Raw genomic sequence first — 21,982 nt, 5'->3', positions numbered from 1 at the left:
CGCTGCCCACTCAGCCCGCGCGGAAGCCCAGCGCCGGGAACTCCGACACCACCGTGCACGAGCCGGGCGCGATCTCGGTGAACCCGGCGTCCCTGACCACCGGCAGCCCGCCCGACGTCAGCCGCGCCCAGTGCTCCGGGCCGGCCGTCCGCACGGAGAGCGGGAAACCGGCCTCGCGCCAGCTCTTGCGGTCGGCGTCGGAGAGCTCCCACCACAGCAGCTGGGCACCGTGCCCGGTCTGCGCCATCGTCTTGCCGGCGGACATGTCGAGCTCCGGGTTGAGCCACAGCACGGCCCCGCCCTCCGGTACCGGTCCCGGCGCGGCCGGGTCGTCCAGGTCGGTGCCCGACACCTGGAGGCGCGCCAGCTCCTTGGGCCAGCCGTCCAGCGGCACCGGCGGGAAGACCCGCACCTCCGTGCCCTGCGCACTCGCGACCGTGATGCCCGGCAGCGCCTGCGCCCGGCGCCACTCCGCGCCGCGCGCCCGGCGCACCACCTTGCGGATGCGGGCGTCCTGCCAGTCCGTCATCGCCTGCGCCCACTCGCCGTCGCCGAGCGAACGCTCGTCGGCCAGGATCGTGAGGACCGCGCGGGCGGCCGTCTCCAGGGCGTCGGTACGGGCCGGGGGCTCGGCGCGCTCGATGCGGACGACGAGAGGAAGGACGAACTGCGGCTTCTCGTCGCGGCCGTCGCGGAGGTCACGGGGGTCGTTGCTGCTCACCCGGCAAGTCTGCCACCGCGCTCACGGGCATCGAGCACGCGTTCCGAACACGAGTTTCTTGTAGGAATGAATGCTTCCGGGACAGGATGCCTGCCATGAAGAGTGATCTTTTCGCAAGTGAGCACCTCGCCGAGGCGGCGACGTTTCCGGGGATGACCCTCCAGAACGCCAAGTCGGTCAAGTACACCGTCAACGGGGAGATGCACGCCCGACAGGGCTCGATGGTCGCCTTCCGGGGGAACCTCCAGTTCGAGCACAAGAGCCAGGGCCTGGGCGGCCTGCTCAAGCGGGCGGTCACCGGGGAGGGCCTGGCGCTGATGGCCGTGCGCGGCCAGGGCGAGGCGTGGTTCGCCCACGAGGCGCAGAACTGTTTCATCGTGGAGGTCGAGCAGGGCGACGCCCTGACCGTGAACGGCCGCAACGTGCTGTGCTTCGACGCCACGCTGCACTACGAGATCAAGACGGTGAAGGGCGCCGGCATGACCGGCGGCGGCCTGTTCAACAGCGTCTTCACCGGCTACGGCAAGATCGCCCTGATGTGCGAGGGCAACCCGATCGTCATCCCCGTCACCCCCGAGGCCCCGGTGTTCGTGGACACCGACGCCGTCGTCGGCTGGAGCGAGCAGTTGCACACCTCACTGCACCGCTCGCAGTCCTTCGGTTCGATGATCCGCGGCGGCTCGGGCGAGGCGGTCCAGCTGAAGCTGGAGGGCCAGGGCTTCGTCATCGTGCGCCCGAGCGAGGCCGTCCCGCAGAAGGTCGCCAACTGACCCCGGTGGATCCGCACTGACGAGCTGGCGGGGTGACGGAGTGACGAGCTGACGAGCTGACGGGGTGACGGGGTGAGGTTCGAGGACGTCGGGCGCCGTTACGGGGCGCGCGGGCCCTGGGTGCTGCGCGAGGTGGGGTTCGCCCTGCCCGCCGGCACCCTGGCCCGGGTCACCGGCACCAACGGCTCCGGCAAGTCGACGCTGCTGCGGCTCGTCGCGGGCATCGACGCGCCCAGCGCGGGCCGCGTCACCGGCCGGCCGGCCCGTACCGCGTACGTCCCCGAGCGCTTCCCCGCCGCCCTGCCGCTCACCGCGGCCGGCTACCTGATCCACCTCGGCCGCATCCAGGGCCTCGGCGGCGCGGCGGCCCGGGCGAGGGCGGGGGAGTGGCTGGACCGCTTCGGCGCGGCCGCGTACCGGGACACCCCGCTCGGCGAACTCTCCAAGGGCACCAGCCAGAAGGTGGCCGTCGCCCAGGCCCTGCTCGCCGAGCCCGGTCTGCTCGTCCTCGACGAGGCGTGGACCGGCCTCGACACCGCCGCCCGCGCCGAACTCGACCGCGCGGTGCGCGAACGGGTCACGGCGGGCGGCCGGGTCGTCTTCGTCGACCACGACCCGCGACGGCTCGCGGGGGAGGCGGACGCGGTGTACGCGGTGGCGGCGGGCCGGGTGACGCGCGCGGAGCGGTCCCAAGTCCCGCGCGCCCGTACGCGTATCACCGCGTCGGGCGGTACGGAGCTCCCGCCGGACGTGCGAGCGGAACGCACCGACGGCCGCGTCGTCACCCTCACCGTCGAAGCGGACCGCTCCGACGCCGTCCTGCGCGCCCTGCTCGACGCGGGCTGGCACATCGACCACCTCAGCACCGAAGGCGTACGGGTGTGACCGCGCTCCTCCGTTACCAGGCGGCCCTCCTCCTGCGCTCCCAGCGCTGGCTCGCCCCCTTCCTCCTCTACGCGGCCTACGTCGGCGTCGGCGTCCGCCCCGGCGAACCCCTGTTCGGCTCGCTGGGCTACGCGGCGACCGCCCTCGTCCCGGTGGCCGCCTGGGCGGTACGGATCTGTCTCAACCAGGAGCCGCCCGCCGCCCGCACGGTCGTCGCCGCGGCCGCCGGTCCGGCCCGCGTCCACCTGGCGGCGATCGTCACCGCCACCGCGGCCGTCCTCCTCGTCGCCTGCGTCACCGTCCTCGCCGTCACCGCCATCAGCACCCCCCACCCGGGCGGGGCCATGGCGGGCCTGCTCGTGGCCGCCGCCTGCACCCTCACGGGCGCGGCCGTCGGCACCCTCACCACCCGCCCCCTCGTCCCCTCCCGCGGCTGGTCCCTCACCACCCTGCTCCTCGGCTCCCTCCTGGCCCTGGTCACCACGGGCTCCCCGGCCAAGTCCGCCCTCACCACCCTCCTCACCACCTCCCACCCCACAGCACCCCTCTCCCTCCCCTGGCCGGCCCTCGCCACGGCCCTCGCGCTCGCGACGGCGACAACGGCCGCGGCTTGCCGGCTCACGGCCCGCTCGGGCTGAGGCAGACGCCTGCGCAACCCGCCGAGCGTGCCGTACCGTTGGCTCGCTCTTCACGATTCCGTCACGTCCCCTGGTCCGTACGTCCGCACGGGAGCCACCGCACCATGAGCGCAACCCCCACACCCACCGTCTCCGTGGTCATCCCGGTCTACAACGCGATGCCGTACCTGAAGCAGACGCTCGCCTCGGTCGCGCGGCAGAGCCTCGGGGCGGACGCTGTCCAGATCGTCGCCGTGGACGACGGCAGCACGGACGGGGGCGGGGAGTTCCTGGACGCGTGGGCGGAGAGCTACGCCGGGACGATGACGGTGATCCACCAGGAGGCGTCCGGCGGGCCGAGCCGGCCGCGGAACGTGGGGCTCGACCACGCCACCGGGACGTACGTCTTCTTCCTCGACGGGGACGACTGCCTCGGGCCGCAGGCGCTGGAGCGCCTGGTGGCGATGGCCGAGAAGAACGGCGCGGACACCGTGCTGGCCAAGCTCGTCGGCGCCGGCCGGGCCATCCCCAAGACCGTCAGGGACGTCTTCGCGAAGAACGTCGACCGCGCGGACCCGGCGGTCGTGTACTGGACGCTGATGCCGTTCAAGCTGTTCCGCCGCGCCATGATCGAGGCGCACGGACTTCGCTTCCCGGAGCACATGCGGATCAGCGAGGACCAGCACTTCGTCGCCCGCGCGTATCTGCACAGCTCGGTGATATCCGTCGTCGGCGACTACGACTGCTACTACCTCGTGGGCCGCGGCGACCAGGGCAACATCACCCACGGCGGCCTCGACTACCCGACGATGGTGGCGCAGGCGGACGAGCTCGTCGACATCGTCGAGGAGCTCACCGAACCCGGCGAGCTCCGCGACCGGCTGATCACCCGTCACGTCAAGGTCGAGCTGCTGCGCCGCTTCGACCGCCGCTTCCTGAACGACTCCGAGGCCGACCGCAAGACCGTCGCCGAACTCGCCCGCCCGCACGCCGAACGCTGGGTGACGCCCGGCGTCCTCGGCCGCCTCGACGTGGCCGAGCGGCTGCGCGTCCACTGCATCAAGGAGGGCCTGCTCGACGAGCTGGCCGACGTCGTGGAGTGGGACCTGGCAGGCCGGCCGGGCAAGACCGTCGTCCGCGACGGGCGCCTGTACGCGGCGGCGCCGTACACCGGGCTGCCCGAACTGTGCGACGTCACCGACGAGGCCCTCGGCGCCAGCCCGCGCCGCCGCGTCGAGGAACTGACCTGGGACGGGAACGTCGTCGAACTCGCCGGCTACGCCTACCTCGACCAGGTCGACACCGACGAGCTGACCATAGAGACCGTGCTGCGCCACCGCGACAGCGGGCGCGAGACGGTGCTCCCGGTGACGTACGAGACGACCCCGCACCTCACGGTCAGCCGCGGCCGGGAGACGTACGACTACGGCCGGGCCGGCTTCCGGATCCGAATCGACGTCGCCACCCTTGCCGAGGGTGCCTGGGACATCAGTCTGCGCTGTGCGGCGCATGGCCTTACCGCCGAGGGCCGCCTCGGCGGCCCGCTCGCCCCGGACATCCCGCGCCGCATCGAACGCCGCACGCTCGCCCTCGGCCCCGAGGGCAGCCGCCCGTACGACGTGAGTCTCGGCCCGGAAGGCCCTCAGCTGACTCTCCGTCTGAAGCAGCAGCCGGCGCCGCCTCCACCGCCGGTCCCGCCCTCGTTCCTCACCCGGGTCAAGCGCAAGCTCCGCCGCCTCGCCCGCTGAGAACGCGTCACTCTGGTGGCGGCCAACCTCAGGCCGGTGCCCGCTCATCTGACTCTTCCCAGGCGTTCCGCTTTCCGGAAGAGACAGACAGTTGACGACAATCGCCACACCCGTTCCGAAGGCAGGGCCGAGAGGGCCCCGTGCACTCCTCCGGCGGGAGTTGCGCCGCTGTTCCCCGACCAGCGGCGAGATCCTCGTGTCCGTCGTGGCCGCGCTGGGCTTCACCGTGTGGGGCCTGAGCGTCGACCACAGTCCCCTCACCCGGGTCGGCCAGATCAGCGGCCTGTCGAACCTCCAGCTCCGGTTCGCCTGCCTCGCCCTGATCGTGCCGGCCGTGGTCGGCTGGGCGACGGTCCGTGGCACCGAGCGCGTGCGGCGTCTGACGACACGGCTCGCCGCGGCGGCCGTCGCCGGCCTGTCGACCGGCTTCCTCGGCGCGGGGCAGGTCTTCGCGCTCCGCGGCACGCCCTGGACGCTGAACGGCCCCTACGGCGACAACAACCGCATCATCGGCTGGGGCGAGGAGGTGCTGCACAACGGTGCGATGGACGCCTTCTATCCGCCGGCCGTGCCGTACACCCTCGGGTATCTGGCCAAGCTGGGCTTCTTCGGCGGTGAGCCCGCGCTCGCCATCAAGTGGGTGTTCATCGCGTTCGTGGCGCTGACCGGACCCGCGGCCTATCTGTTCTGGCGGATGTGCCTGAGGCCGCTGCCGGCGCTCGCCGTCGGCCTGCTGCCCGCGCTCCAGCAGACGCTGCCGCACAAGCCGTACAGCCCCTTCGTCCTCGTGCTGATCCTGCCGCTGATCGCGAAGCTGCTGATGTGGCTGCGCGCCTCGCCGGCTTTCAGCGCGCGCGGCACCGTGCTGCGCGGCGGCTTCCTGGGCCTTCTGTTCGGGCTGCTGTTCCTCGTCTACTCGGGCTGGCATCTGTGGTCGCTGCCCGGCGTGCTCGTCGCCGTCCTCTTCTTCTATCCGTGGTGTACGGGACGGCTGCGCGGCCTGCTCTTCCTCGGCAGCTCGCTGCTTGGCTTCCTGCTGGTGGCGGGGGTGTACCTGCGGGTGCTGCTCGGCGCGACCAGCACCCGTGACCAGTGGTGCTCGGGCTACACGCTCACCGAACCCGCGTACATCGGCACCACCCCGCTGACCAGCCTGGCCTGGGACGAGCCGGGCGAGTACCCGGGCGTCGGGGAGTTCTCCGGACTGCACGTGTACGCGGTCGTCGTGCTCATCGGCCTCGGCATCGCCGTGGCGCTCGGCCTGCGCAAGGCGATCGTGGTCGCGCCGCTCGCCTGCTTCGGCAGCGCGTGGCTGATCCGTTTCTATCTGGCCGGCCGCATGGAGGCCGACCAGCAGGTGCAGCTCTTCCCGCGCACCATGATCCAGATCCAGGTCACGCTGACCGCGCTCACCGTCCTCGCCTGCGTCGTGGCGGCCCAGCGGCTCGTCCCGCTGCTGAAGCGGCTCGGCGAAGGGCCGCTGGAGACGGACGGGCCGGTTCGGCGGCAGCAGCGCTTCACGGCGGTGGGCGTGCTGCTCGCCATGGCCCTGGCGGGCGGCATGATCGGCTCGTTCTTCAGCAACCAGTACCTGCCGACCCACCCCGACGAGAAGCTCGCGGGCACCCTGGCCTGGCGTGCCCATCAGTTCACCAAGCCGGACGGGAACTGCCCGAAGTACGCCGACCGCGGGAAGTGCGAGCCGTTCCCGGCGCGGACGTTCGTGGAGCAGCCGGTCGAGGTGAAGCGCATGAACTGCGAGTACCCGTGGCGCAAGGTCCGCCCCGACGGCTCGATCATGGTGAAGCTGCTGAGCCAGCCCTGACGGCCGTACGCGCGTACGCTCTCAGGGTGCTAACGGCTCATCAGCTCCGACACCTTCACGAAGCGGTAGCCCTTCGCCCGCAGCTCCGGCACGATCCGGCGGACCGCCTGCTCGGTGACCGGGGCCGCGCTGCGGGTGCAGTGCATGACGACCAGCGAGCCGGGCTTCACCCCCGAGAGCACCTGCTCGGCGACGGCGTCGGCGTCCTTGGCGAAGGCGTCGCCGCTGACCACGTCCCACTGGATGGCGGTGACGCCGAGCGGGGCGAGGGCGCGGAGTGCCTCGTCGTCGTAACAGCCGCCGGGGAAGCGGAAGTACGGGACGACGTTGGTGGCGCCGGCGTCGCGGAAGGCGTCGAAGGCGCGCTGGACGTCGGAGGCCATGTCGGGCCCGGCGACGGTCGGCAGGCCGTAGCAGGGGCTGGCGAAGGCGTAGTGGCTGAAGGAGTGGTTGGCGATCTCGAAACGCGGATCGTTGCCGATCGACTTCGCCTCGTCCGGGTACTGCTCGGCCCAGCGCCCGGTCATGAACACGGTCGAGTCCACCTTGAGCCGGCGCAGGGTCGCGATCAGCTCCGGGTTGTCGAAGTGCTCGCCCCGGGCCGCCCGCGGCCCCTGGTCGGCCGTCATGTCCGCGTCGAAGGTGAGCGCGACGACCTTCTCCGAGCTCTTCGCCCGGTGCGTGTAGACGGGCGTGAGCCCGCCGGCCGCCGGCGCGAGCGTGGGCGGCACCTTGCGGACGGGCGCGGCGGGGTGGCCCGGCGCGGGCGCCGCGGCCTTGGTGCCGGGGGACGCCGCCGTGGGGGACGCCGTGGGGTGCGCGGGGTGCGCGGGGGAGCCGGCCGCACCCCCGCCGCAGCCGACGAGTACGGCGCCAAGAAGAGCCAGCGCCGACAGCTTTCGTACAGAAATGGTCACCTACGGAAATTAACCGATCATTCGGTGAGCAACCGCCTCCGGCACTCCGCCACGTCGAAGTCCGCCTTCGGGTACTGCGGATCCAGTTCCTCCAGATGCTCCAGGAGCAGCCCGCTGATCGCCCAGTTGCGGTACCACTTGCGGTCCGCCGGGACCAGGTACCACGGCGTCCGGTCGGTGGCGCAGCGCTCCATCGCGACCTCGTACGCCTTCTGGTAGGCGGGCCAGAGGGTGCGGTCGTCGATGTCGCCGGCGCTGAACTTCCAGTGCTTGGCGGGGTTGTCGAGGCGGGCCAGGAGGCGGGCGCGCTGCTCCTCGTAGGAGAGGTGCAGGAAGACCTTGACGAGGGTGACGTCGTTGTCGGCGAGGGACTTCTCGAAGCCGGCGATGTCGGCGTAGCGGTCGTCGATCTCGGCCGGCGGGGCCAGGGCGCGGACGCGGGCGACGAGGACGTCCTCGTAGTGGGAGCGGTCGAAGATGCCGATCTCGCCGGGACGGGGGAGGGCCTGGGCGACACGCCAGAGGAAGGGGTGGGCGCTTTCCTCGGGGGTGGGGGCCTTGAAGGCGTGGATGCGGCATCCGGAGGGGTTGAAATGGCTGATGACGTGCTTGACCGTGCCGCCCTTGCCGCTGGTGTCCATGCCCTGGAGGACGAGGAGGAGGCGGCGCCGGTCGCCGGCGGTGCTCGCCGCGTAGAGGCGTTCCTGGAGTTCGGCGAGGCGCGGGGCGAGGGTGGCGGTGGCGGCGCGTCCGGCGGTCTTGTCGGCGGGGCCGGCCGGGGTCGCGGAGGCGTCGTACGAGGAGAGGTCGATCCGCTCGCCCACCGGAAGCCTCAGTACGGTACGCAGCCCCTTCGTCTTCGTCTTCGGCATTCGTCCGCGTCCTTCCTTCCGGCGGCCTGCTACCGATCCTGCGCGTCCAGCGCCGGTGCCACCACCCCGAACGCCCGGTCGAGCAGCTCCAGGGGGTCCGCCGCCGCCTCGCTGTCGCTCCACCGCTCGAGCGCCGTGTGGAAGGCGACGAGCGCCGTGCCGGCGGCGAGGCGCGGATAGAGGTCGGCCACCGGGTCCACGTCCCGGCGCCGGGCCAGCTCCGCCGCGAGCGCCTCGCGCCACTCCGCCTGCCGCTCCAGGAGGCGGGCGAGGAGGGCCGGGGTGCGGAGGATCAGCTGGACCACGCGCAGCGCGCGGGCCGCGTGGTCGGGGTGCTGGTCGGTGCAGGCGGCGAGCGGCACGGCGACGGCGTGGCGGAGCGAGACGGACGCCGGCTCGTCGGCCGGCCGGGCGGCGAGCGCCGAGGCGATGTCGGTGCCCATGCCGGACAGGAACTGGACGACCACGTCCTCCTTCGACGCGAAGTAGCGGAAGAAGGTCCGCTTCGACACCCCGGCGGCGGCCGCGATCTCGTCCACGGTGACCCCGTCGAAGCCCTTCAGGGCGAGGAGCTGGAGGGCGGACTCGGTGAGTTCGGTGGCGACGAGCTGACGTTTGCGTTCGGCGAGGCTCATGCCGCACATCGTAGTCCGATGAATGGCACCGAATGAAAAACTTGACACCGAGTGACACCGGCGGCAGCGTGTGTCACATGGATACGCAGCTGGACACCCAGAAGTGGAACGCCGACCGCATCCCCGACCTCGGCGGACGCGTCTTCGTCGTCACCGGCGCCAACAGCGGCCTCGGCCTCGCCACCACCCGCGCCCTCGCCCACCACGGCGCCCATGTCGTCCTCGCCGTCCGCGACGAGCGCAAGGGCCGCGACGCCGCGCTCGGCATCACCGCCGGCGTGCCGGGCGCCAGCCTGGACGTGCGGCGGGTCGACCTGGCCGACCTCGAATCCGTACGGGAGTTCGCCGCGAAGCTCCGCGCGGACCACCCGCGCCTCGACGTGCTGGTCAACAACGCGGGCGTGATGGCGCCGCCGCGCACCCTCAGCGCCCAGGGCCACGAGCTCCAGTTCGCCGCCAACCACCTGGGTCACTTCGCCCTCACCGGGCTGCTGCTCGACCGCCTGGCCGCCGGGCGCGAGCCCCGGGTCGTCACGGTCAGCTCGCTCCAGCACCGCAAGGGCGCCATCGACTTCGACGACATCCACGGCGAGCGCCGCTACTCGCCCATGGGCTTCTACAACCAGTCCAAGCTCGCCAACGCCGTCTTCGGCCACGAGCTGCACCGCCGCCTGACCGCCGCCGGCAGCCCCGTGCGCAGCCTCCTCGCCCACCCCGGCTACACGGCCACCAACCTCCAGAACGAAACCCCCGTCGCCTTGGTTCGCCTGGTCTTCGGCCGGATCCTCGGGCCGCTGCTCGCCCAGTCGCCCGAGACCGGCGCCCTGCCGCAGCTCTACGCGGCGACCGCGCCCGGCGTCGAGGGCGGCGCGTTCATCGGGCCGGACGGGCCGGGGGAGCTGCGCGGCGCGCCCAAGCGGGTCGCGCTCGCGCCGACGGCGACCGATCAGGAGACCGGCCGCCGTCTGTGGGAGTTGTCGGAGCGCCTCACCGAGGTGCGGTACGAGCCGGCGTGACGCGCGCGCTCGTCACGCCGGTTGCGCCAGCTCCGCCGTCAGCGTGATCGTCGTCCCGGTCAGCGCCTGGCTCACCGGGCAGTTCTTCTTCGCGTCCTCCGCCATTTCCTGGAACGTGTCCGCGTCCAGGCCCGGCACCTCGCCGCGCACGGTGAGGTGGATGCCGGTGATGCCCTCGCCGGGCTGGAAGGTGACGTCCGCCTTCGTCTCCAGGCGGGTCGGCGGGTTGCCGGCCTTGGCCAGGCCGTTGGAGAAGGCCATCGAGAAGCAGGAGGAGTGCGCGGCGGCGATCAGCTCCTCGGGGCTGGTCCGGCCGTCCGGCTGCTCTGCGCGGGACGCCCAGGTGACGTCGTACGAGCCGAGCTTGGAGGAGTCGAGGGTGACGACGCCGGAACCCTTGAGGAGGTCGCCCTGCCAGACGGTGTGGGCGTGACGCACGGTGGCCATGTGATCCCTTTCGCTGGGGTATGGCCCCAAGCTACTGCGCCACGAGCCCCTTCGCGTCCCGCGCGAGAGCGGTGAGCCGGGAGATCGCCCGGAAGTACTTCTTCTTGTACCCGCCGTTCAGCATCTCGTCGCTGAACAGCTTGTCGAAGGGGAGTCCGGAGGCGAGCACGGGTATCTCGCGGTCGTAGAGCCGGTCGGCCAGGACCACGAGCCGCAGCGCGGTCGACTGGTCGGGGACCGGCTGGACGTCGGTGAGGCAGACGGCCGTGAGCTCGTCGGTCAGCGCGCCGTACCGGCTCGGGTGAACCCTGGCCAGGTGTTCGAGCAGGTGCGGGAAGTCGTCGAGGGAGGCACCCGGGGTCGCGTACGCGGTCTTCGTGACGACCTCGTCGGAGTACGGGGCGGGGGCCTCCGGCAGGCCGCGGTGGCGGTAGTCCTCGCCGTCGATCCGCAGCGGGCGGAAGTGCGCCGACAGGCCCTGGATCTCGCGCAGGAAGTCGGCGGCGGCGAAGCGGCCCTCGCCGAGCTTGCCGGGCAGCGTGTTGGAGGTGGCGGCGAGCGCGACGCCGTGCTCCACGAGGCGGCTGAGCAGCGAGGAGACCAGGACCGTGTCGCCCGGGTCGTCCAGCTCGAACTCGTCGATGCACAGCAGGCGGTGCCCGCTGAGCGTCTGCACGGTCTGCTGGAAGCCGAGCGCGCCCACCAGGTTCGTCAGCTCCACGAAGGTGCCGAACGCCTTGAGCGCCGGCTCGGCCGGGGTGGCGTGCCAGAGGGAGGCGAGCAGGTGCGTCTTGCCGACGCCGTAGCCGCCGTCCAGATAGACACCGCGCGGGCCGGCCGGGGCCGCGGACTTCTTCGGCGCCCTGGAGAACCAGCGGCGCTTGCCGGCGCCCGTGGCGTGCGCGCCGCCGAGTCCCTCGGCGAAGTCGGCGAGGACCTTGACCGCCTCGATCTGGCTGGGCTGGTTCGGGTCCGGGATGTACGTGTCGAAGCGCACCGAGTCGAACCGCGGCGGCGGCACCATCTCCGCCACCAGGCGGTCGGCGGGGACATGCGGCTCTCGCGAGCACAGCGACAACGGGGCCGCTGTGGTGGAAGAGGCTTCGGTTATGGCACGGGTCGACACAGTTCTCCACTGTAAGCGCCATGTCAGACTGCGAGGATGCGACGCCTGTTCCCTGTGACGGACATGACAGCCAGCGAGTCGGACAGGGAGTGGTCCCTGGACGAGCTCGCCGACGCCTACGCGTATCCGGCGGAGGCCGCCGCCCGCCCCTGGCTGCGCGCCAACATGGTCTCCTCGCTCGACGGGGCCGGCCAGCACGACGGACGCTCCCAGCCGCTCTCCTCCGAGACCGACATGCGGATCTTCGGGACGCTCCGCGGCCTCGCCGACGTCGTGGTGGTCGGCGCCGAGACCGTACGGTCCGAGGGCTACCGCCCCGCCCGGGCGCGGGAGGCCTTCGCGGCCCGCCGGGCGGCGGCGGGACAGGGCCCGGCCCCGGTGATCGCCGTCGTGACGGCCTCGCTGGACCTGGACTTCTCGCTTCCGCTCTTCACCGAGCCGCTCGTCCCGACCCTCGTCCTGACCGGGACCGAGTCCTCCCCGGAGCGCCGGGCCGAGGCCGAGCGGGCGGGCGCCGAGGTGGTGATCGCGGGTGACGGGCCCGGGGTCGAGCCGGAGCGGGTGGTCACGGCGCTCGCGGAGCGCGGGCTGCGGCGCCAGCTGACCGAGGGCGGGCCGCGGCTGCTCGGCCAGTTCGTGGCCGCCGGGGTGCTCGACGAACTGTGCCTGAGCGTCTCGCCGACGATGACCGCCGGCACCGCGCAGCGGATCGCCGGAGGCCCCCCGGTCGCCGTTCCGAAACGCTTCGCCGTGGCGGCGGTGCTGGAGCAGGACGGCTTCCTCTTCACCCGCTACCTTCGGATCTGACAATCGCGGAATTTGTCGTTCCGCTTTGCGTTGGCTGGGCACAATCACTTCGCAGTCCCCGTGCGGGCACGGGGAAGGATGGTTTCCGCAGAAGGGCTCCTGAGGTGTTCACAAGCGTTCTGATGATCGAGAAGCCCCTGACGTCCGTCGACGTGGATTTCGTCACCACCCTGCACGGCGACGAGGGCGTGTCGTTCATCGTTCTGATGCAGCCGCGCGGTGACCAGGCCGATGTACTGCTGCGCGCCATCGACGACGTCGCCATGGGCGAACTCAAGGAGGCGACCCGCGAGGGCGACGAGCCCGAGGGCAAGAAGGCCCGGCCGGTGGCCGAGCAGGCCCTGGAGGTCTCGCTGCAGGCACTGAGAGCGGCCGGCTGCGAGGCGGTCGGACAGGTGGTCGAGGACCACCCCCTGGACCTGATGAAGTCCATGGTCGAGCAGACCAGCGCCGACGAGGTGATCGTGCTGACCGCCCCGCACTACGTGGAGGAGTTCTTCCACCGGGACTGGGCCTCCCGCGCCCGGCACAAGGTCGGGGTCCCGGTCCTCAAGCTCTTCGCGCACAGCGAGTAGGGCCGCGGGGCGACGGCCGGCCCGGGCGCCCCGCCCGGGCCGGCCGGCCCGAAGCACTAGGCTTGGCACCTCCAGATCCGTACAGCCGGATCCGTACAGCCGGATCCGTACGCCCAGATCCGTACACCAGGGGAGAGAACCGCATGGCACCCGCCATCCCTGCCGCCATGGAACGGCCGCACTTCATCGGCATCGGCGGTGCCGGAATGTCGGGCATCGCGAAGATCCTCGCCCAGCGCGGCGCCAAGGTCGCCGGCAGCGATGCCAAGGAGTCCGCGACCGCCGAGGCGCTGCGCGCCCTGGGTGCCACCGTGCACATCGGCCACGCCGCCGAGCACCTCGCCGACGACGCCTCCGCCGTCGTCGTCTCCAGCGCCATCCGCGCCGACAACCCCGAGCTGGCCCGCGCCGCCGAGCTGGGCATCCCGGTCGTGCACCGCTCCGACGCGCTCGCCTCCCTCATGGACGGCCTGAGCGCGATCGCCGTCGCCGGCACGCACGGCAAGACCACGACCACCTCCATGCTGGCCGTCGCCCTCACCGAGCTGGGCCTCGACCCCTCGTACGCCATCGGCGGCGACCTGGCAGGCCCGGGCACCAACGCCCGGCACGGCGAGGGCGAGGTCTTCGTCGCCGAGGCCGACGAAAGCGACCGCAGCTTCCAGAAGTACGACCCGACGGTGGCGATCGTCCTCAACGTCGAGCTGGACCACCACGCCAACTACGCCGACATGGACGAGATCTACGAGTCCTTCGAGGCGTTCGCCGCCAAGATCCGCCCCGGCGGCACGCTGGTCGTCGGCGAGCACCCGGGCGCGCGCGAGCTGGCCCGCCGGGTCGCCGGCCGCGAGGGCCTGACCGTGCTCACGGTCGGCGAGTCCGAGGACTCCGACGCCCGCATCCTGAAGATCGTCCCGAACGGGATGAAGAGCGAGGTCACCGTCGTCCTCGACGGCACCGAGCACACCTTCACCGTCTCCGTCCCCGGCCGCCACTACGCGCACAACGCCGCCGCCGCCCTCGCCGCCGGCTCCCGCGTGGGCATCGACCCGGCCGGGCTGGCCCAGGCGCTCACCGCCTACACCGGCGTCGGCCGCCGCCTCCAGCTCAAGGGCGAGGCCGCGGGCGTCCAGGTCATCGACTCGTACGCGCACCACCCCACCGAGATGACCGCCGACCTGGAGGCCATGCGCGGCGCCGCCGGGGCCTCCCGCCTCCTGGTCGTCTTCCAGCCGCACCTCTTCTCCCGCACCCGGGAGCTCGGCCGCGAGATGGGCGACGCGCTCGCGCTCGCCGACGCCTCCGTGGTCCTGGACATCTACCCGGCCCGTGAGGACCCGATCCCCGGCGTCACCAGCGAGCTGATCATCGCCGCGGCCCGCGCGGCCGGCGCCGACGTCACGGCCGTGCACGAGAAGGCCACCGTCCCGGACGTGATCGCGGGAATGGCGAAGCCCGGCGACCTCGTTCTCACCATGGGCGCGGGCGACGTCACGGACCTGGGTCCGAGGATCCTGGACCGGCTCGCCGCGAACTGACCCGCGACGAACTGAGGAGTGGAGACGGATGGCGTACGAGGTCGAGAAGACCGACGAGGAGTGGCAGGCCGAGCTGACGCCCTCGGAGTACCAGGTGCTCCGGCTCGCAGGCACCGAGCCGGCGTTCCGCGGTGAGTACACGGACACCAAGACCAAGGGCGTCTACTCCTGCCGGGCCTGTGGCGCGGAGCTCTTCACGTCGAACGAGAAGTTCGAGTCGCACTGCGGCTGGCCGTCCTTCTACGACCCGAAGGACAGCGACGCCGTCGAGCTGCTCGCCGACACCTCCCACGGCATGATCCGCACCGAGGTCCGCTGCGCCCGCTGCGGGTCCCACCTGGGCCATGTCTTCGAGGGCGAGGGGTATCCGACCCCGACCGACCAGCGGTACTGCATCAACTCGATCTCGCTCCGTCTGGAGCCGGACGAGAGCTGAGCATGACGCTCCACCAGCACCCGAGCCGATCGGCGCCACGCGCGCCGGTCGGCTCAGCTGTTCTTCCGGCTGCTTTCCCGCCTGTTTTCCCGGCTGTTTTCGGCCACCGGCCGGTCGCCCGGCTCGTCCGCCGTCCCGGCGTACCCGCACTCCGGGCACAGTCCCCGGTACGTGACCTCCACCTCCGTCACCGTGAAGCCGAACCGCTCCGCCTCCGGCAGCCCGTCCAGCGGGTCGCCCGCCGGGTGCACGTCCCGTACGGTCCCGCAGCCGCCGCAGACCAGGTGCTGGTGCTCGCGGTGCGCGTTGGGGTCGTAGCGCTTGGCCCGGCCGACGCCGGAGACCTCGATCACCTCGCCCAGTGCGACGAGTTCGCCCAGCGTGTTGTACACCGTCGCGCGCGAGATCTCCGGCAGTCTCTCGGTGGCGCGGGCGAGCACCTCGTCCGCGGTGAGGTGGATGTGCTCGCCGTCGAGGACCTCGGCGACCACGCGCCGCTGGGCGGTCATCCGCCAGCCACGACCGCGAAGCCGTTCCAGCAGGTTGCTCATGGTCACCAGCCTTGCTGTGTGAGTAATCCGTATGAGTCCGGCTGTCATATTGACTTGGACTGTGTCCACAATAGGATCGACTCCAGTAGTAGCCAAGAGCAAGAGGGTGCGTCCGCACCGACGCCTCAGCAGTTCCCGAGCTCCGTGATCCGAATGGTTCGGAAGGAAACACCGATGTCTGAGCAGAAGCACGATCCACTTGTCACCGAGGACGAGGCGGCGGCGGAGAGCACCGGCGGCTGCCCGGTCGCGCACGGCCGCGCCCCGCACCCGACGCAGGGCGGTGGCAACCGCCAGTGGTGGCCGGACCGGCTCAACCTGAAGATCCTCGCCAAGAACCCCGCCGTGGCGAACCCGCTCGGTGAGGAGTTCGACTACGCCGCCGCCTTCGAGGCCCTCGACCTCGCGGCCGTGAAGCGGGACATCGCCGAGGTGCTCACCACCTCGCAGGAGTGGTGGCCGGCCGACTTCGGCAACTACGGCCCGCTGATGATCCGCATGGCCTGGCACAGCGCCGGCACCTACCGCATCAGCGACGGCCGCGGCGGCGCCGCCGGCGGCCAGCAGCGCTTCGCGCCGCTGAACAGCTGGCCGGACAACGCGAGCCTCGACATGGCCCGCCGTCTGCTGTGGCCGGTCAAGAAGAAGTACGGCAAGGCCATCTCCTGGGCCGACCTGATGATCCTCACCGGCAACGTGGCCCTGGAGACGATGGGCTTCAGGACCTTCGGCTTCGGCGGCGGCCGCGTCGACGAGTGGGAGCCGGACGAGGACGTCTACTGGGGCCCCGAGACCGAGTGGCTCGCCGACGAGCGCTACTCCGGCGACCGTGAGCTGGAGAACCCGCTCGCCGCGGTCCAGATGGGCCTCATCTACGTCAACCCCGAGGGCCCCAACGGCAACCCGGACCCGATCGCCGCGGCCCGCGACATCCGCGAGACCTTCGGCCGCATGGCGATGAACGACGAGGAGACCGTCGCCCTCATCGCCGGTGGCCACACCTTCGGCAAGACCCACGGTGCCGGCCCGGCGGACCACGTCGGCGCCGACCCGGAGGCCGCGCCGATCGAGCAGCTGGGCCTCGGCTGGAAGAGCAGCTACGGCACCGGTGTCGGCAAGGACGCCATCACGTCCGGCCTCGAGGTCACCTGGACCGAGACCCCGACCCAGTGGGGCAACGGGTTCTTCAAGAACCTCTTCGAGTACGAGTACGAGCTCACCAAGAGCCCGGCCGGCGCCCACCAGTGGATCGCCAAGGACGCCCCGGAGGTCATCCCGGACGCGTTCGACTCGTCGAAGAAGCACCGCCCGACGATGCTCACCACCGACCTGTCGCTCAAGCTCGACCCGATCTACGGGCCGATCTCGCGCCGCTTCTACGAGAACCCGGAGCAGTTCCAGGACGCCTTCGCCCGCGCCTGGTACAAGCTCACCCACCGCGACATGGGCCCCGTCGTGCGCTACCTCGGCCCCGAGGTCCCGAGCGAGGAGCTGCTCTGGCAGGACCCGCTGCCGGCGCGTGACGGCGAGCTCGTCGACGCCGCCGACCTCGCCTCCCTCAAGGAGCAGATCCTCGGCTCCGGGCTGACCGTCACCCAGCTCGTGGGTGCCGCCTGGGCCGCCGCCAGCTCCTTCCGTGGCAGCGACAAGCGTGGTGGCGCCAACGGTGGCCGTATCCGCCTGGAGCCGCAGCGCAACTGGGAGGTCAACAACCCGGATGAGCTCGCGCAGGTCCTCCGGGTCCTGGAAGGCGTGCAGGAGTCCTTCAACTCCGCCCAGACCGGCGGCAAGAAGGTCTCCATCGCCGACCTGGTCGTCCTCGCGGGCACCGCGGCCGTCGAGAAGGCCGCCAAGGACGCCGGCTTCGCCGTCGAGGTCCCGTTCTCGGCCGGCCGCGTCGACGCCACCGCCGAGCAGACGGACGTCGAGTCCTTCGCCGCCCTGGAGCCGAAGGCGGACGGCTTCCGCAACTACCTGGGCAAGGGGCAGCGCCTCCCCGCCGAGTACCTCCTCGTCGACAAGGCGAACCTGCTGACCCTCACCGCCCCGGAGCTGACGGTCCTCGTCGGCGGCCTGCGCGTCCTGGGCGTGACCCAGCCGCAGACGCAGCACGGTGTCCTGACCGAGACGCCGGGCAGGCTGACGAACGACTTCTTCGTCAACCTGCTGGACCTGGACACGAACTGGACGTCCACCTCCGACGACCAGACCACGTTCGAGGCCCGCGACGCGGCCGGCGCCGTCAAGTGGACCGGCACCCGCGCCGACCTGGTCTTCGGCGCCAACGCCGAGCTGCGCGCGGTGGCCGAGGTGTACGCCTCGGACGACGCGAAGGAGAAGTTCGTGAAGGACTTCGTCGCGGCGTGGACCAAGGTCATGGACCTGGACCGGTTCGACCTGCGCTGATCGCCTGACCAGCGGCTGAGGAGGCCCCGGGCGGGAAACCGCCCGGGGCCTCCGGCTGCGCCGCGGGGTCCCGGTGACCAGCCGCTCCGGTGCCGGCCCCGCGCGGCCCGGCCCCGCGCGGCCCGGCCCCGGATCAGACGACCGTCAGGACGATCTTGCCCGTGGTGCGGCCCCGCTCGCCGATCTCGTGTGCCCGCGCGGCCTCGGCCAGCGGAAGGACCGTCTCGACGACGGGCCTCAGGGCGTCCTGCTCCACCAGCCGGGCGATCTCACGCAGGCCCAGGTGATCCGGCTCGACCAGCACCCACACCGCCCGCACCCCGTCCTGAGCGACGGGCACGTCGTCCGGGCCGGGCAGGGTGATCAGCCGGCCACCGTCCCGGAGCACCTTCAGGGAACGCTCGGCCGTCGGACCGCCGAGCCCGTCCAGGACGACGTCGACGTCGGTCACGACGTCCTCGAACCGCACCGAGCGGTAGTCGATCACCTCGTCCGCGCCCAGCTGTCGCACCAGGTCGTGCTTGGCGGCGCTGGCCGTGCCGATGACGTACGCGCCGCGGGCCTTGGCGATCTGCACCGCGAAGTGGCCGACTCCTCCGGCCGCCGCGTGCACCAGTACCCGCTCGCCGGGGCGCACGTCCGCCGTGTCCACCAGGGCCTGCCAGGCGGTCAGCGCCGCGAGCGGCAGCGCGGCCGCCTCCACGTGCGTCAGGCCCTTCGGCTTCGGCGCGAGGTGCCGGGCCGGCGCCACGACGTACTCGGCGTATCCACCCGCCTGGCGCGGGAACAGCGGCATCCCGAAGACCTCGTCGCCGGGACGGAACATGCCCACCCCGGGCCCGACGGCCTCGACGGTGCCTGACACGTCCCAGCCCACCGCGGGCACGGCGCCCCACTCGATGAGCGCTCCGCCGGCGCGGGTCTTCCAGTCCACCGGGTTCACGCCGGCCGCGTGCACCCGCACCAGGACCTCGTTCAGTCCCGGCCGCGGGCGCTCGACCTCGCGCTCGACGAGGTTTTCGGCTCCGCCCCACTGCTTCACGACCATCGCACGCATGCTGTCCGCCAAATCCTTTGTCTCGATCAGGCCGTCGCCGGCAGTTCCCGGCGCGACGCAGTCCACCGTCGGCCATCCCCGCCCACGACGGTGTTGGCCGTCCGGCCATGATGTGACAGGATCTGGCCATGAGGATCGGGCCATGAGTGAGACGCGGCGGCGCTCGGCGACGGACGGCGGTCGGGACCGGGCTCGACGAACGATCCGGCGGCACCGGATCGCCGTGCTCGCGCTGCCCGGGGTGCCGCCCTTCGAGCTCGGCATCCCCTCACGTGTCTTCGGCAGCGTGGAGGACGCCGAGGGCCGACCGCTCTACGACATCACCGTCTGCACCGCGGACGGCCGCCCCGTGCTGAGCGACGCCGGCTTCACCGTGCAGCCCGCGGCCGGCCCCGAGGCCCTGGCCGCCGCGGACACCGTGATCATCCCGCCCACGCACGCCATGCCCGAGCTGGGCCGTGGCGGGCCCCTGCCTCCCGAGGTCGCCGCGGCCATCGCCGGCGTCCGGCCCGGCGTCCGCCTGGTCTCCATCTGCACCGGGTCCTACGTGCTGGCCGCGGCGGGGCTGCTCGACGGCCGGCCGGCCACCACCCACTGGAACCTGGCCCCCGAGTTCCGTCGCGCCTACCCCAGGGTCAAGGTCGACGAGGACGTCCTCTTCGTCGACGACGGCGACGTACTGACCTCCGCGGGCGTGGCCGCCGGCGTCGATCTGTGCCTGCACATGATCCGCCGCGACCACGGAGCGGCGGCCGCGAACCGGGCCGCCCGCATGTGCGTCGTACCGCCCTGGCGGGACGGCGGCCAGGCCCAGTACATCGACCGCCCGGTCCCCGACCCCACGGTGGCCAGCACCACGGCGACCCGTGCCTGGGCCCTGGAACACCTCGGCGAACCGCTCTCCCTCGCCCAGCTCGCCGAGCACGCCCGGATGAGTCTGCGGTCCTTCACCAGGCGATTCCGCGACGAGGTCGGCATGACGCCGGTGCAATGGCTCACCGCGCAACGCCTGGAACTGGCCAAGCAGCTGCTGGAGACCACCGACCTGCCGATCGACCTGGTCGCGCACCGAGCCGGTTTCGGCTCCGCGAACTCCCTGCGCGCGCACATGAGAACGGCCTTCGGGGTCTCGCCCGCCGCCTACCGCCGTACCTTCAGCCCCCATGACGTCGTCGACGCGCCCCAGAGGGCGGGATCCGGACGGGGTCAGTGGACGGAGAAGCCGCCGTCCACGAAGATCGCCTGACCGGTCACGTACGCGGAGGCCCGGCTCGCCAGGAACACGGCCGCGCCCTCGAAGTCCTCGGCCAGCCCGTTGCGGCCGACCATGGTGCGGGCGGCCAGCGCCGCGACCTTCTCCGGGTCGGCGGAGAGCCGCTGGTTCAGGGGCGTCATCACGAAGCCCGGGACCAGGGTGTTGGCGGTCACGCCGTACGGGGACCACGCCTCGGCCTGCGAACGCGCCAGCGCCTCCAGGCCGCCCTTCGACACCCCGTACGCCCCCGAGTTCACGAACGCCCGGTGCGCCTGCTGGGACGTGATGTGGATGAACCGTCCGAAGCCGCGCTCGGCCATGCCGGGACCGAAGCGCTGCCCGAGCAGGAACGGCGCCTCCAGGTTCACCGCCATGGTCAGGTCCCAGACGTCGTCGCCGAGGTCGGACAGCGGCGGACGCAGGTTGATCCCGGCCGAGTTGACGACGATGTCCGGCTCGGCGCCCAGCGCCCGTACGGCATCCTCGGCGGCCGCCCGCACGCCCTCACGCGTGCCGAGATCCCCGCTCACCCGGTCCGCCCGGCAGCCCTGGGCCGTCAGCTCGTCGACGGCCGCCTTCAGCTCCGCCTCGCGCCGCGCGACGATCACGACATGCGCGCCGGCGCCCGCGAGGGCCCGCGCGATCGCCTTGCCGATGCCGGAACTGCCGCCGGTGACAAGGGCGGTGCGACCGGAGAGGGAGAACAGGTCGTCCAGGTACGTCATTCGGATCTCCTCGCAGTGATCTTCGCATCCTGGCACAGGCCATGAGGAAGGGATGTCACGTTTCCGGACGGTGATCCGTCCTCCAGGTGTCGGACGGCAGGTCGGAAGACACGACACGAACGAAAGGCACGGCCATGACCACGATCCTGGTGACCGGAGGGACCGGTACCCTCGGGCGGCTCGTCACCGCGCGGCTGCGCGCCGCAGGCCACGAGGTGCGCGTACTGAGCCGGCGCTCCCAGCCGTACGCCGTCGACCTGCGCGAGGGCGGACCCGGTCTGGACACGGCGCTCGCGGGCGTGGACACCGTCGTGCACTGCGCGAGCACGCAGACCGGCGGCGACGAGAAGGCCGCCCGGCATCTCCTCCACGCCGCGAAGCGGGCCGGGGTCCGGCACCTGCTCTACATCTCGATCGTCGGCGTCGACCGCGTGCCGTTCCCCTACTACAAGGCCAAGCTCGCCGTCGAGAAGCTCGTCGAGGAGTCCGGGCTCGGCCACACGATCCTCCGTACGACCCAGTTCCACGACCTCGTCCTCCGGTTCCTGGAGCTGTCGGCCCGACTGCCCGTGATGCTGCTCCCGGCGGGCGTCGCCGACCAGCCCATCGAGGTGGGCGAGGTCGCCGACCGGCTCGCCGAACTGGCGGAAGGCGAGCCCGCCGGCCGCGTCCCGGACATGGCCGGCCCGGAGGTGCGCACGTTTCCCGACCTGGCCGGCGCCTACCTGCGCGCGAGCGGGAAGCGCCGCCCGCTGTTGTCCGTTCCCCTCCCCGGCAGCGCCTACCGCGCCTTCCGCGCCGGCGGCCACCTCGCCCCCGACCGGGCCGAAGGACGCGTCACCTTCGAGGACTTCCTGACGACGCGGCCGCAGGCGAGGACGGCGCAGGTCGAGGCGTACCCGGGCGCCTGAGCCGAGCCGCGCGGCCGGATCCACCCCCGTCGGATCCGGCCGGTAGTATCAAGCACCGGCCCACCGGGCACGCCTGCCCGGCTCTCCGCCGGTCGACGCCGCCGGAGGTGCCCCATGAGCGCAGAGGCCACCAACCCCGTGA

20 protein-coding genes and 2 pseudogenes are annotated in these 21,982 nt (G+C 72.1%); 13 read left to right on the top strand and 9 right to left on the bottom strand.

Features of this window, described 5'->3' with window-relative positions; translation table 11 throughout:
- Window positions 1–10: 10 nt before the first annotated feature.
- Window positions 11–721, bottom strand: a complete 711-nt coding sequence (locus ACWEV0_RS22705) for an aminoacyl-tRNA hydrolase (protein WP_453151220.1) — start codon at window positions 719–721, stop codon at window positions 11–13.
- 95 nt (window positions 722–816) lie between these two features.
- On the opposite strand from ACWEV0_RS22705, the gene ACWEV0_RS22700 reads away from it, so the two are divergent.
- From ACWEV0_RS22700 to ACWEV0_RS22680, 5 genes are all read left to right on the top strand, one after another.
- A complete protein-coding gene (locus ACWEV0_RS22700; RefSeq protein ID WP_453151219.1) occupies window positions 817–1,491 on the top strand; it encodes an AIM24 family protein in 675 nt (224 codons plus the stop codon).
- Between the two features lie 72 nt (window positions 1,492–1,563).
- Complete coding sequence (locus tag ACWEV0_RS22695) at window positions 1,564–2,376, top strand: ABC transporter ATP-binding protein (RefSeq protein ID WP_453151218.1); 813 nt, start codon at window positions 1,564–1,566, stop codon at window positions 2,374–2,376.
- Complete coding sequence (locus ACWEV0_RS22690; RefSeq protein WP_453151217.1) at window positions 2,373–3,014, top strand: ABC transporter; 642 nt, start codon at window positions 2,373–2,375, stop codon at window positions 3,012–3,014. Before ACWEV0_RS22695 ends, ACWEV0_RS22690 begins: the two co-directional genes overlap by 4 nt.
- Before the next feature lie 104 nt (window positions 3,015–3,118).
- A complete protein-coding gene (locus tag ACWEV0_RS22685) occupies window positions 3,119–4,741 on the top strand; it encodes a glycosyltransferase family 2 protein (RefSeq protein ID WP_453151216.1) in 1,623 nt (540 codons plus the stop codon).
- A 196-nt stretch (window positions 4,742–4,937) separates the two neighbouring features.
- A complete protein-coding gene (locus ACWEV0_RS22680) occupies window positions 4,938–6,566 on the top strand; it encodes a hypothetical protein (RefSeq protein WP_453151215.1) in 1,629 nt (542 codons plus the stop codon).
- A 29-nt stretch (window positions 6,567–6,595) separates the two neighbouring features.
- Here ACWEV0_RS22680 and ACWEV0_RS22675 read toward each other — a convergent pair whose 3' ends face one another.
- From ACWEV0_RS22675 to ACWEV0_RS22665, 3 genes and pseudogenes are all read right to left on the bottom strand, one after another.
- Window positions 6,596–7,483, bottom strand: a complete 888-nt coding sequence (locus ACWEV0_RS22675; protein ID WP_453151214.1) for a polysaccharide deacetylase family protein — start codon at window positions 7,481–7,483, stop codon at window positions 6,596–6,598.
- 17 nt (window positions 7,484–7,500) lie between these two features.
- Window positions 7,501–8,355 (bottom strand): PPK2 family polyphosphate kinase, encoded by an 855-nt coding sequence (locus tag ACWEV0_RS22670; protein ID WP_453151213.1) that lies wholly within the window; start codon window positions 8,353–8,355, stop codon window positions 7,501–7,503.
- Between the two features lie 29 nt (window positions 8,356–8,384).
- Window positions 8,385–9,074 (bottom strand): annotated as a pseudogene (locus tag ACWEV0_RS22665) (TetR family transcriptional regulator); the annotation flags it as partial.
- On the opposite strand from ACWEV0_RS22665, the gene ACWEV0_RS22660 reads away from it, so the two are divergent.
- Window positions 9,068–10,006 (top strand): oxidoreductase, encoded by a 939-nt coding sequence (locus tag ACWEV0_RS22660; RefSeq protein WP_453151212.1) that lies wholly within the window; start codon window positions 9,068–9,070, stop codon window positions 10,004–10,006. The pseudogene ACWEV0_RS22665 and the gene ACWEV0_RS22660 sit on opposite strands and share 7 nt — an antisense overlap.
- Before the next feature lie 12 nt (window positions 10,007–10,018).
- Here ACWEV0_RS22660 and ACWEV0_RS22655 read toward each other — a convergent pair whose 3' ends face one another.
- Window positions 10,019–10,453 carry an OsmC family protein gene (locus tag ACWEV0_RS22655; RefSeq protein ID WP_453151211.1) on the bottom strand — a complete coding sequence of 145 codons (435 nt, stop codon included), beginning with the start codon at window positions 10,451–10,453 and terminating at the stop codon, window positions 10,019–10,021.
- Between the two features lie 31 nt (window positions 10,454–10,484).
- Window positions 10,485–11,579 carry a cell division protein ZapE gene (zapE, locus tag ACWEV0_RS22650; protein ID WP_453151210.1) on the bottom strand — a complete coding sequence of 365 codons (1,095 nt, stop codon included), beginning with the start codon at window positions 11,577–11,579 and terminating at the stop codon, window positions 10,485–10,487.
- A gap of 36 nt (window positions 11,580–11,615) precedes the next feature.
- Here zapE and ACWEV0_RS22645 point away from each other — a divergent pair, with 36 nt between their 5' ends.
- From ACWEV0_RS22645 to msrB, 4 genes are all read left to right on the top strand, one after another.
- A complete protein-coding gene (locus tag ACWEV0_RS22645; protein WP_453151209.1) occupies window positions 11,616–12,386 on the top strand; it encodes a pyrimidine reductase family protein in 771 nt (256 codons plus the stop codon).
- A 104-nt stretch (window positions 12,387–12,490) separates the two neighbouring features.
- Window positions 12,491–12,961 carry an indole-3-glycerol phosphate synthase gene (locus ACWEV0_RS22640; RefSeq protein ID WP_451610798.1) on the top strand — a complete coding sequence of 157 codons (471 nt, stop codon included), beginning with the start codon at window positions 12,491–12,493 and terminating at the stop codon, window positions 12,959–12,961.
- A gap of 143 nt (window positions 12,962–13,104) precedes the next feature.
- Window positions 13,105–14,499, top strand: coding sequence for a UDP-N-acetylmuramate--L-alanine ligase (murC, locus tag ACWEV0_RS22635; RefSeq protein ID WP_453151208.1), 1,395 nt, complete (start codon window positions 13,105–13,107; stop codon window positions 14,497–14,499).
- 28 nt (window positions 14,500–14,527) lie between these two features.
- On the top strand, window positions 14,528–14,935 hold the full coding sequence (gene msrB / locus ACWEV0_RS22630; protein WP_403799181.1) for a peptide-methionine (R)-S-oxide reductase MsrB: 408 nt from the start codon (window positions 14,528–14,530) through the stop codon (window positions 14,933–14,935).
- 146 nt (window positions 14,936–15,081) lie between these two features.
- Here the strand turns inward: msrB and ACWEV0_RS22625 are convergent.
- Window positions 15,082–15,486: pseudogene (locus ACWEV0_RS22625) on the bottom strand (Fur family transcriptional regulator); the annotation flags it as partial.
- Between the two features lie 174 nt (window positions 15,487–15,660).
- Here ACWEV0_RS22625 and katG point away from each other — a divergent pair.
- On the top strand, window positions 15,661–17,892 hold the full coding sequence (katG, locus tag ACWEV0_RS22620; RefSeq protein WP_453151207.1) for a catalase/peroxidase HPI: 2,232 nt from the start codon (window positions 15,661–15,663) through the stop codon (window positions 17,890–17,892).
- A 133-nt stretch (window positions 17,893–18,025) separates the two neighbouring features.
- On the opposite strand, the gene ACWEV0_RS22615 is transcribed toward katG, so the two are convergent.
- Window positions 18,026–18,949: an NADP-dependent oxidoreductase gene (locus tag ACWEV0_RS22615; protein ID WP_453151206.1), complete on the bottom strand. Its 924-nt coding sequence runs from the start codon at window positions 18,947–18,949 to the stop codon at window positions 18,026–18,028.
- 142 nt (window positions 18,950–19,091) lie between these two features.
- Between ACWEV0_RS22615 and ACWEV0_RS22610 the strand changes: the two genes are divergently transcribed.
- The gene (locus tag ACWEV0_RS22610; protein ID WP_453151205.1) at window positions 19,092–20,195 is read left to right on the top strand and encodes a GlxA family transcriptional regulator; all 1,104 of its coding nucleotides are present in this window, start codon (window positions 19,092–19,094) and stop codon (window positions 20,193–20,195) included.
- On the opposite strand, the gene ACWEV0_RS22605 is transcribed toward ACWEV0_RS22610, so the two are convergent.
- On the bottom strand, window positions 20,156–20,929 hold the full coding sequence (locus ACWEV0_RS22605; RefSeq protein WP_453151204.1) for an SDR family NAD(P)-dependent oxidoreductase: 774 nt from the start codon (window positions 20,927–20,929) through the stop codon (window positions 20,156–20,158). The genes ACWEV0_RS22610 and ACWEV0_RS22605 overlap by 40 nt on opposite strands.
- A 134-nt stretch (window positions 20,930–21,063) precedes the next feature.
- On the opposite strand from ACWEV0_RS22605, the gene ACWEV0_RS22600 reads away from it, so the two are divergent.
- Entirely contained in the window at window positions 21,064–21,840 is a 777-nt protein-coding gene (locus ACWEV0_RS22600; protein WP_453151202.1) for an SDR family oxidoreductase, read from the top strand.
- Window positions 21,841–21,982 lie beyond the last annotated feature (142 nt).

Source organism: Streptomyces sp. NPDC003943 (assembly GCF_053605265.1).
This window is presented reverse-complemented; position numbering and strand designations above follow the sequence as displayed.

Bases quoted from the DNA above. Each gene is read 5' to 3' on its own strand.
- ACWEV0_RS22700 (WP_453151219.1), top strand. From the start codon at position 817: ATGAAGAGTGATCTTTTCGCAAGTGAGCACCTCGCCGAGGCGGCGACG.
- msrB (WP_403799181.1), top strand. From the start codon at position 14,528: ATGGCGTACGAGGTCGAGAAGACCGACGAGGAGTGGCAGGCCGAGCTG.
- ACWEV0_RS22605 (WP_453151204.1), bottom strand. From the start codon at position 20,929: ATGACGTACCTGGACGACCTGTTCTCCCTCTCCGGTCGCACCGCCCTT.
- katG (WP_453151207.1), top strand. From the start codon at position 15,661: ATGTCTGAGCAGAAGCACGATCCACTTGTCACCGAGGACGAGGCGGCG.
- ACWEV0_RS22615 (WP_453151206.1), bottom strand. From the start codon at position 18,949: ATGCGTGCGATGGTCGTGAAGCAGTGGGGCGGAGCCGAAAACCTCGTC.
- ACWEV0_RS22685 (WP_453151216.1), top strand. From the start codon at position 3,119: ATGAGCGCAACCCCCACACCCACCGTCTCCGTGGTCATCCCGGTCTAC.
- ACWEV0_RS22610 (WP_453151205.1), top strand. From the start codon at position 19,092: ATGAGTGAGACGCGGCGGCGCTCGGCGACGGACGGCGGTCGGGACCGG.
- ACWEV0_RS22660 (WP_453151212.1), top strand. From the start codon at position 9,068: ATGGATACGCAGCTGGACACCCAGAAGTGGAACGCCGACCGCATCCCC.
- ACWEV0_RS22600 (WP_453151202.1), top strand. From the start codon at position 21,064: ATGACCACGATCCTGGTGACCGGAGGGACCGGTACCCTCGGGCGGCTC.
- ACWEV0_RS22655 (WP_453151211.1), bottom strand. From the start codon at position 10,453: ATGGCCACCGTGCGTCACGCCCACACCGTCTGGCAGGGCGACCTCCTC.
- ACWEV0_RS22645 (WP_453151209.1), top strand. From the start codon at position 11,616: ATGCGACGCCTGTTCCCTGTGACGGACATGACAGCCAGCGAGTCGGAC.
- ACWEV0_RS22670 (WP_453151213.1), bottom strand. From the start codon at position 8,355: ATGCCGAAGACGAAGACGAAGGGGCTGCGTACCGTACTGAGGCTTCCG.
- murC (WP_453151208.1), top strand. From the start codon at position 13,105: ATGGCACCCGCCATCCCTGCCGCCATGGAACGGCCGCACTTCATCGGC.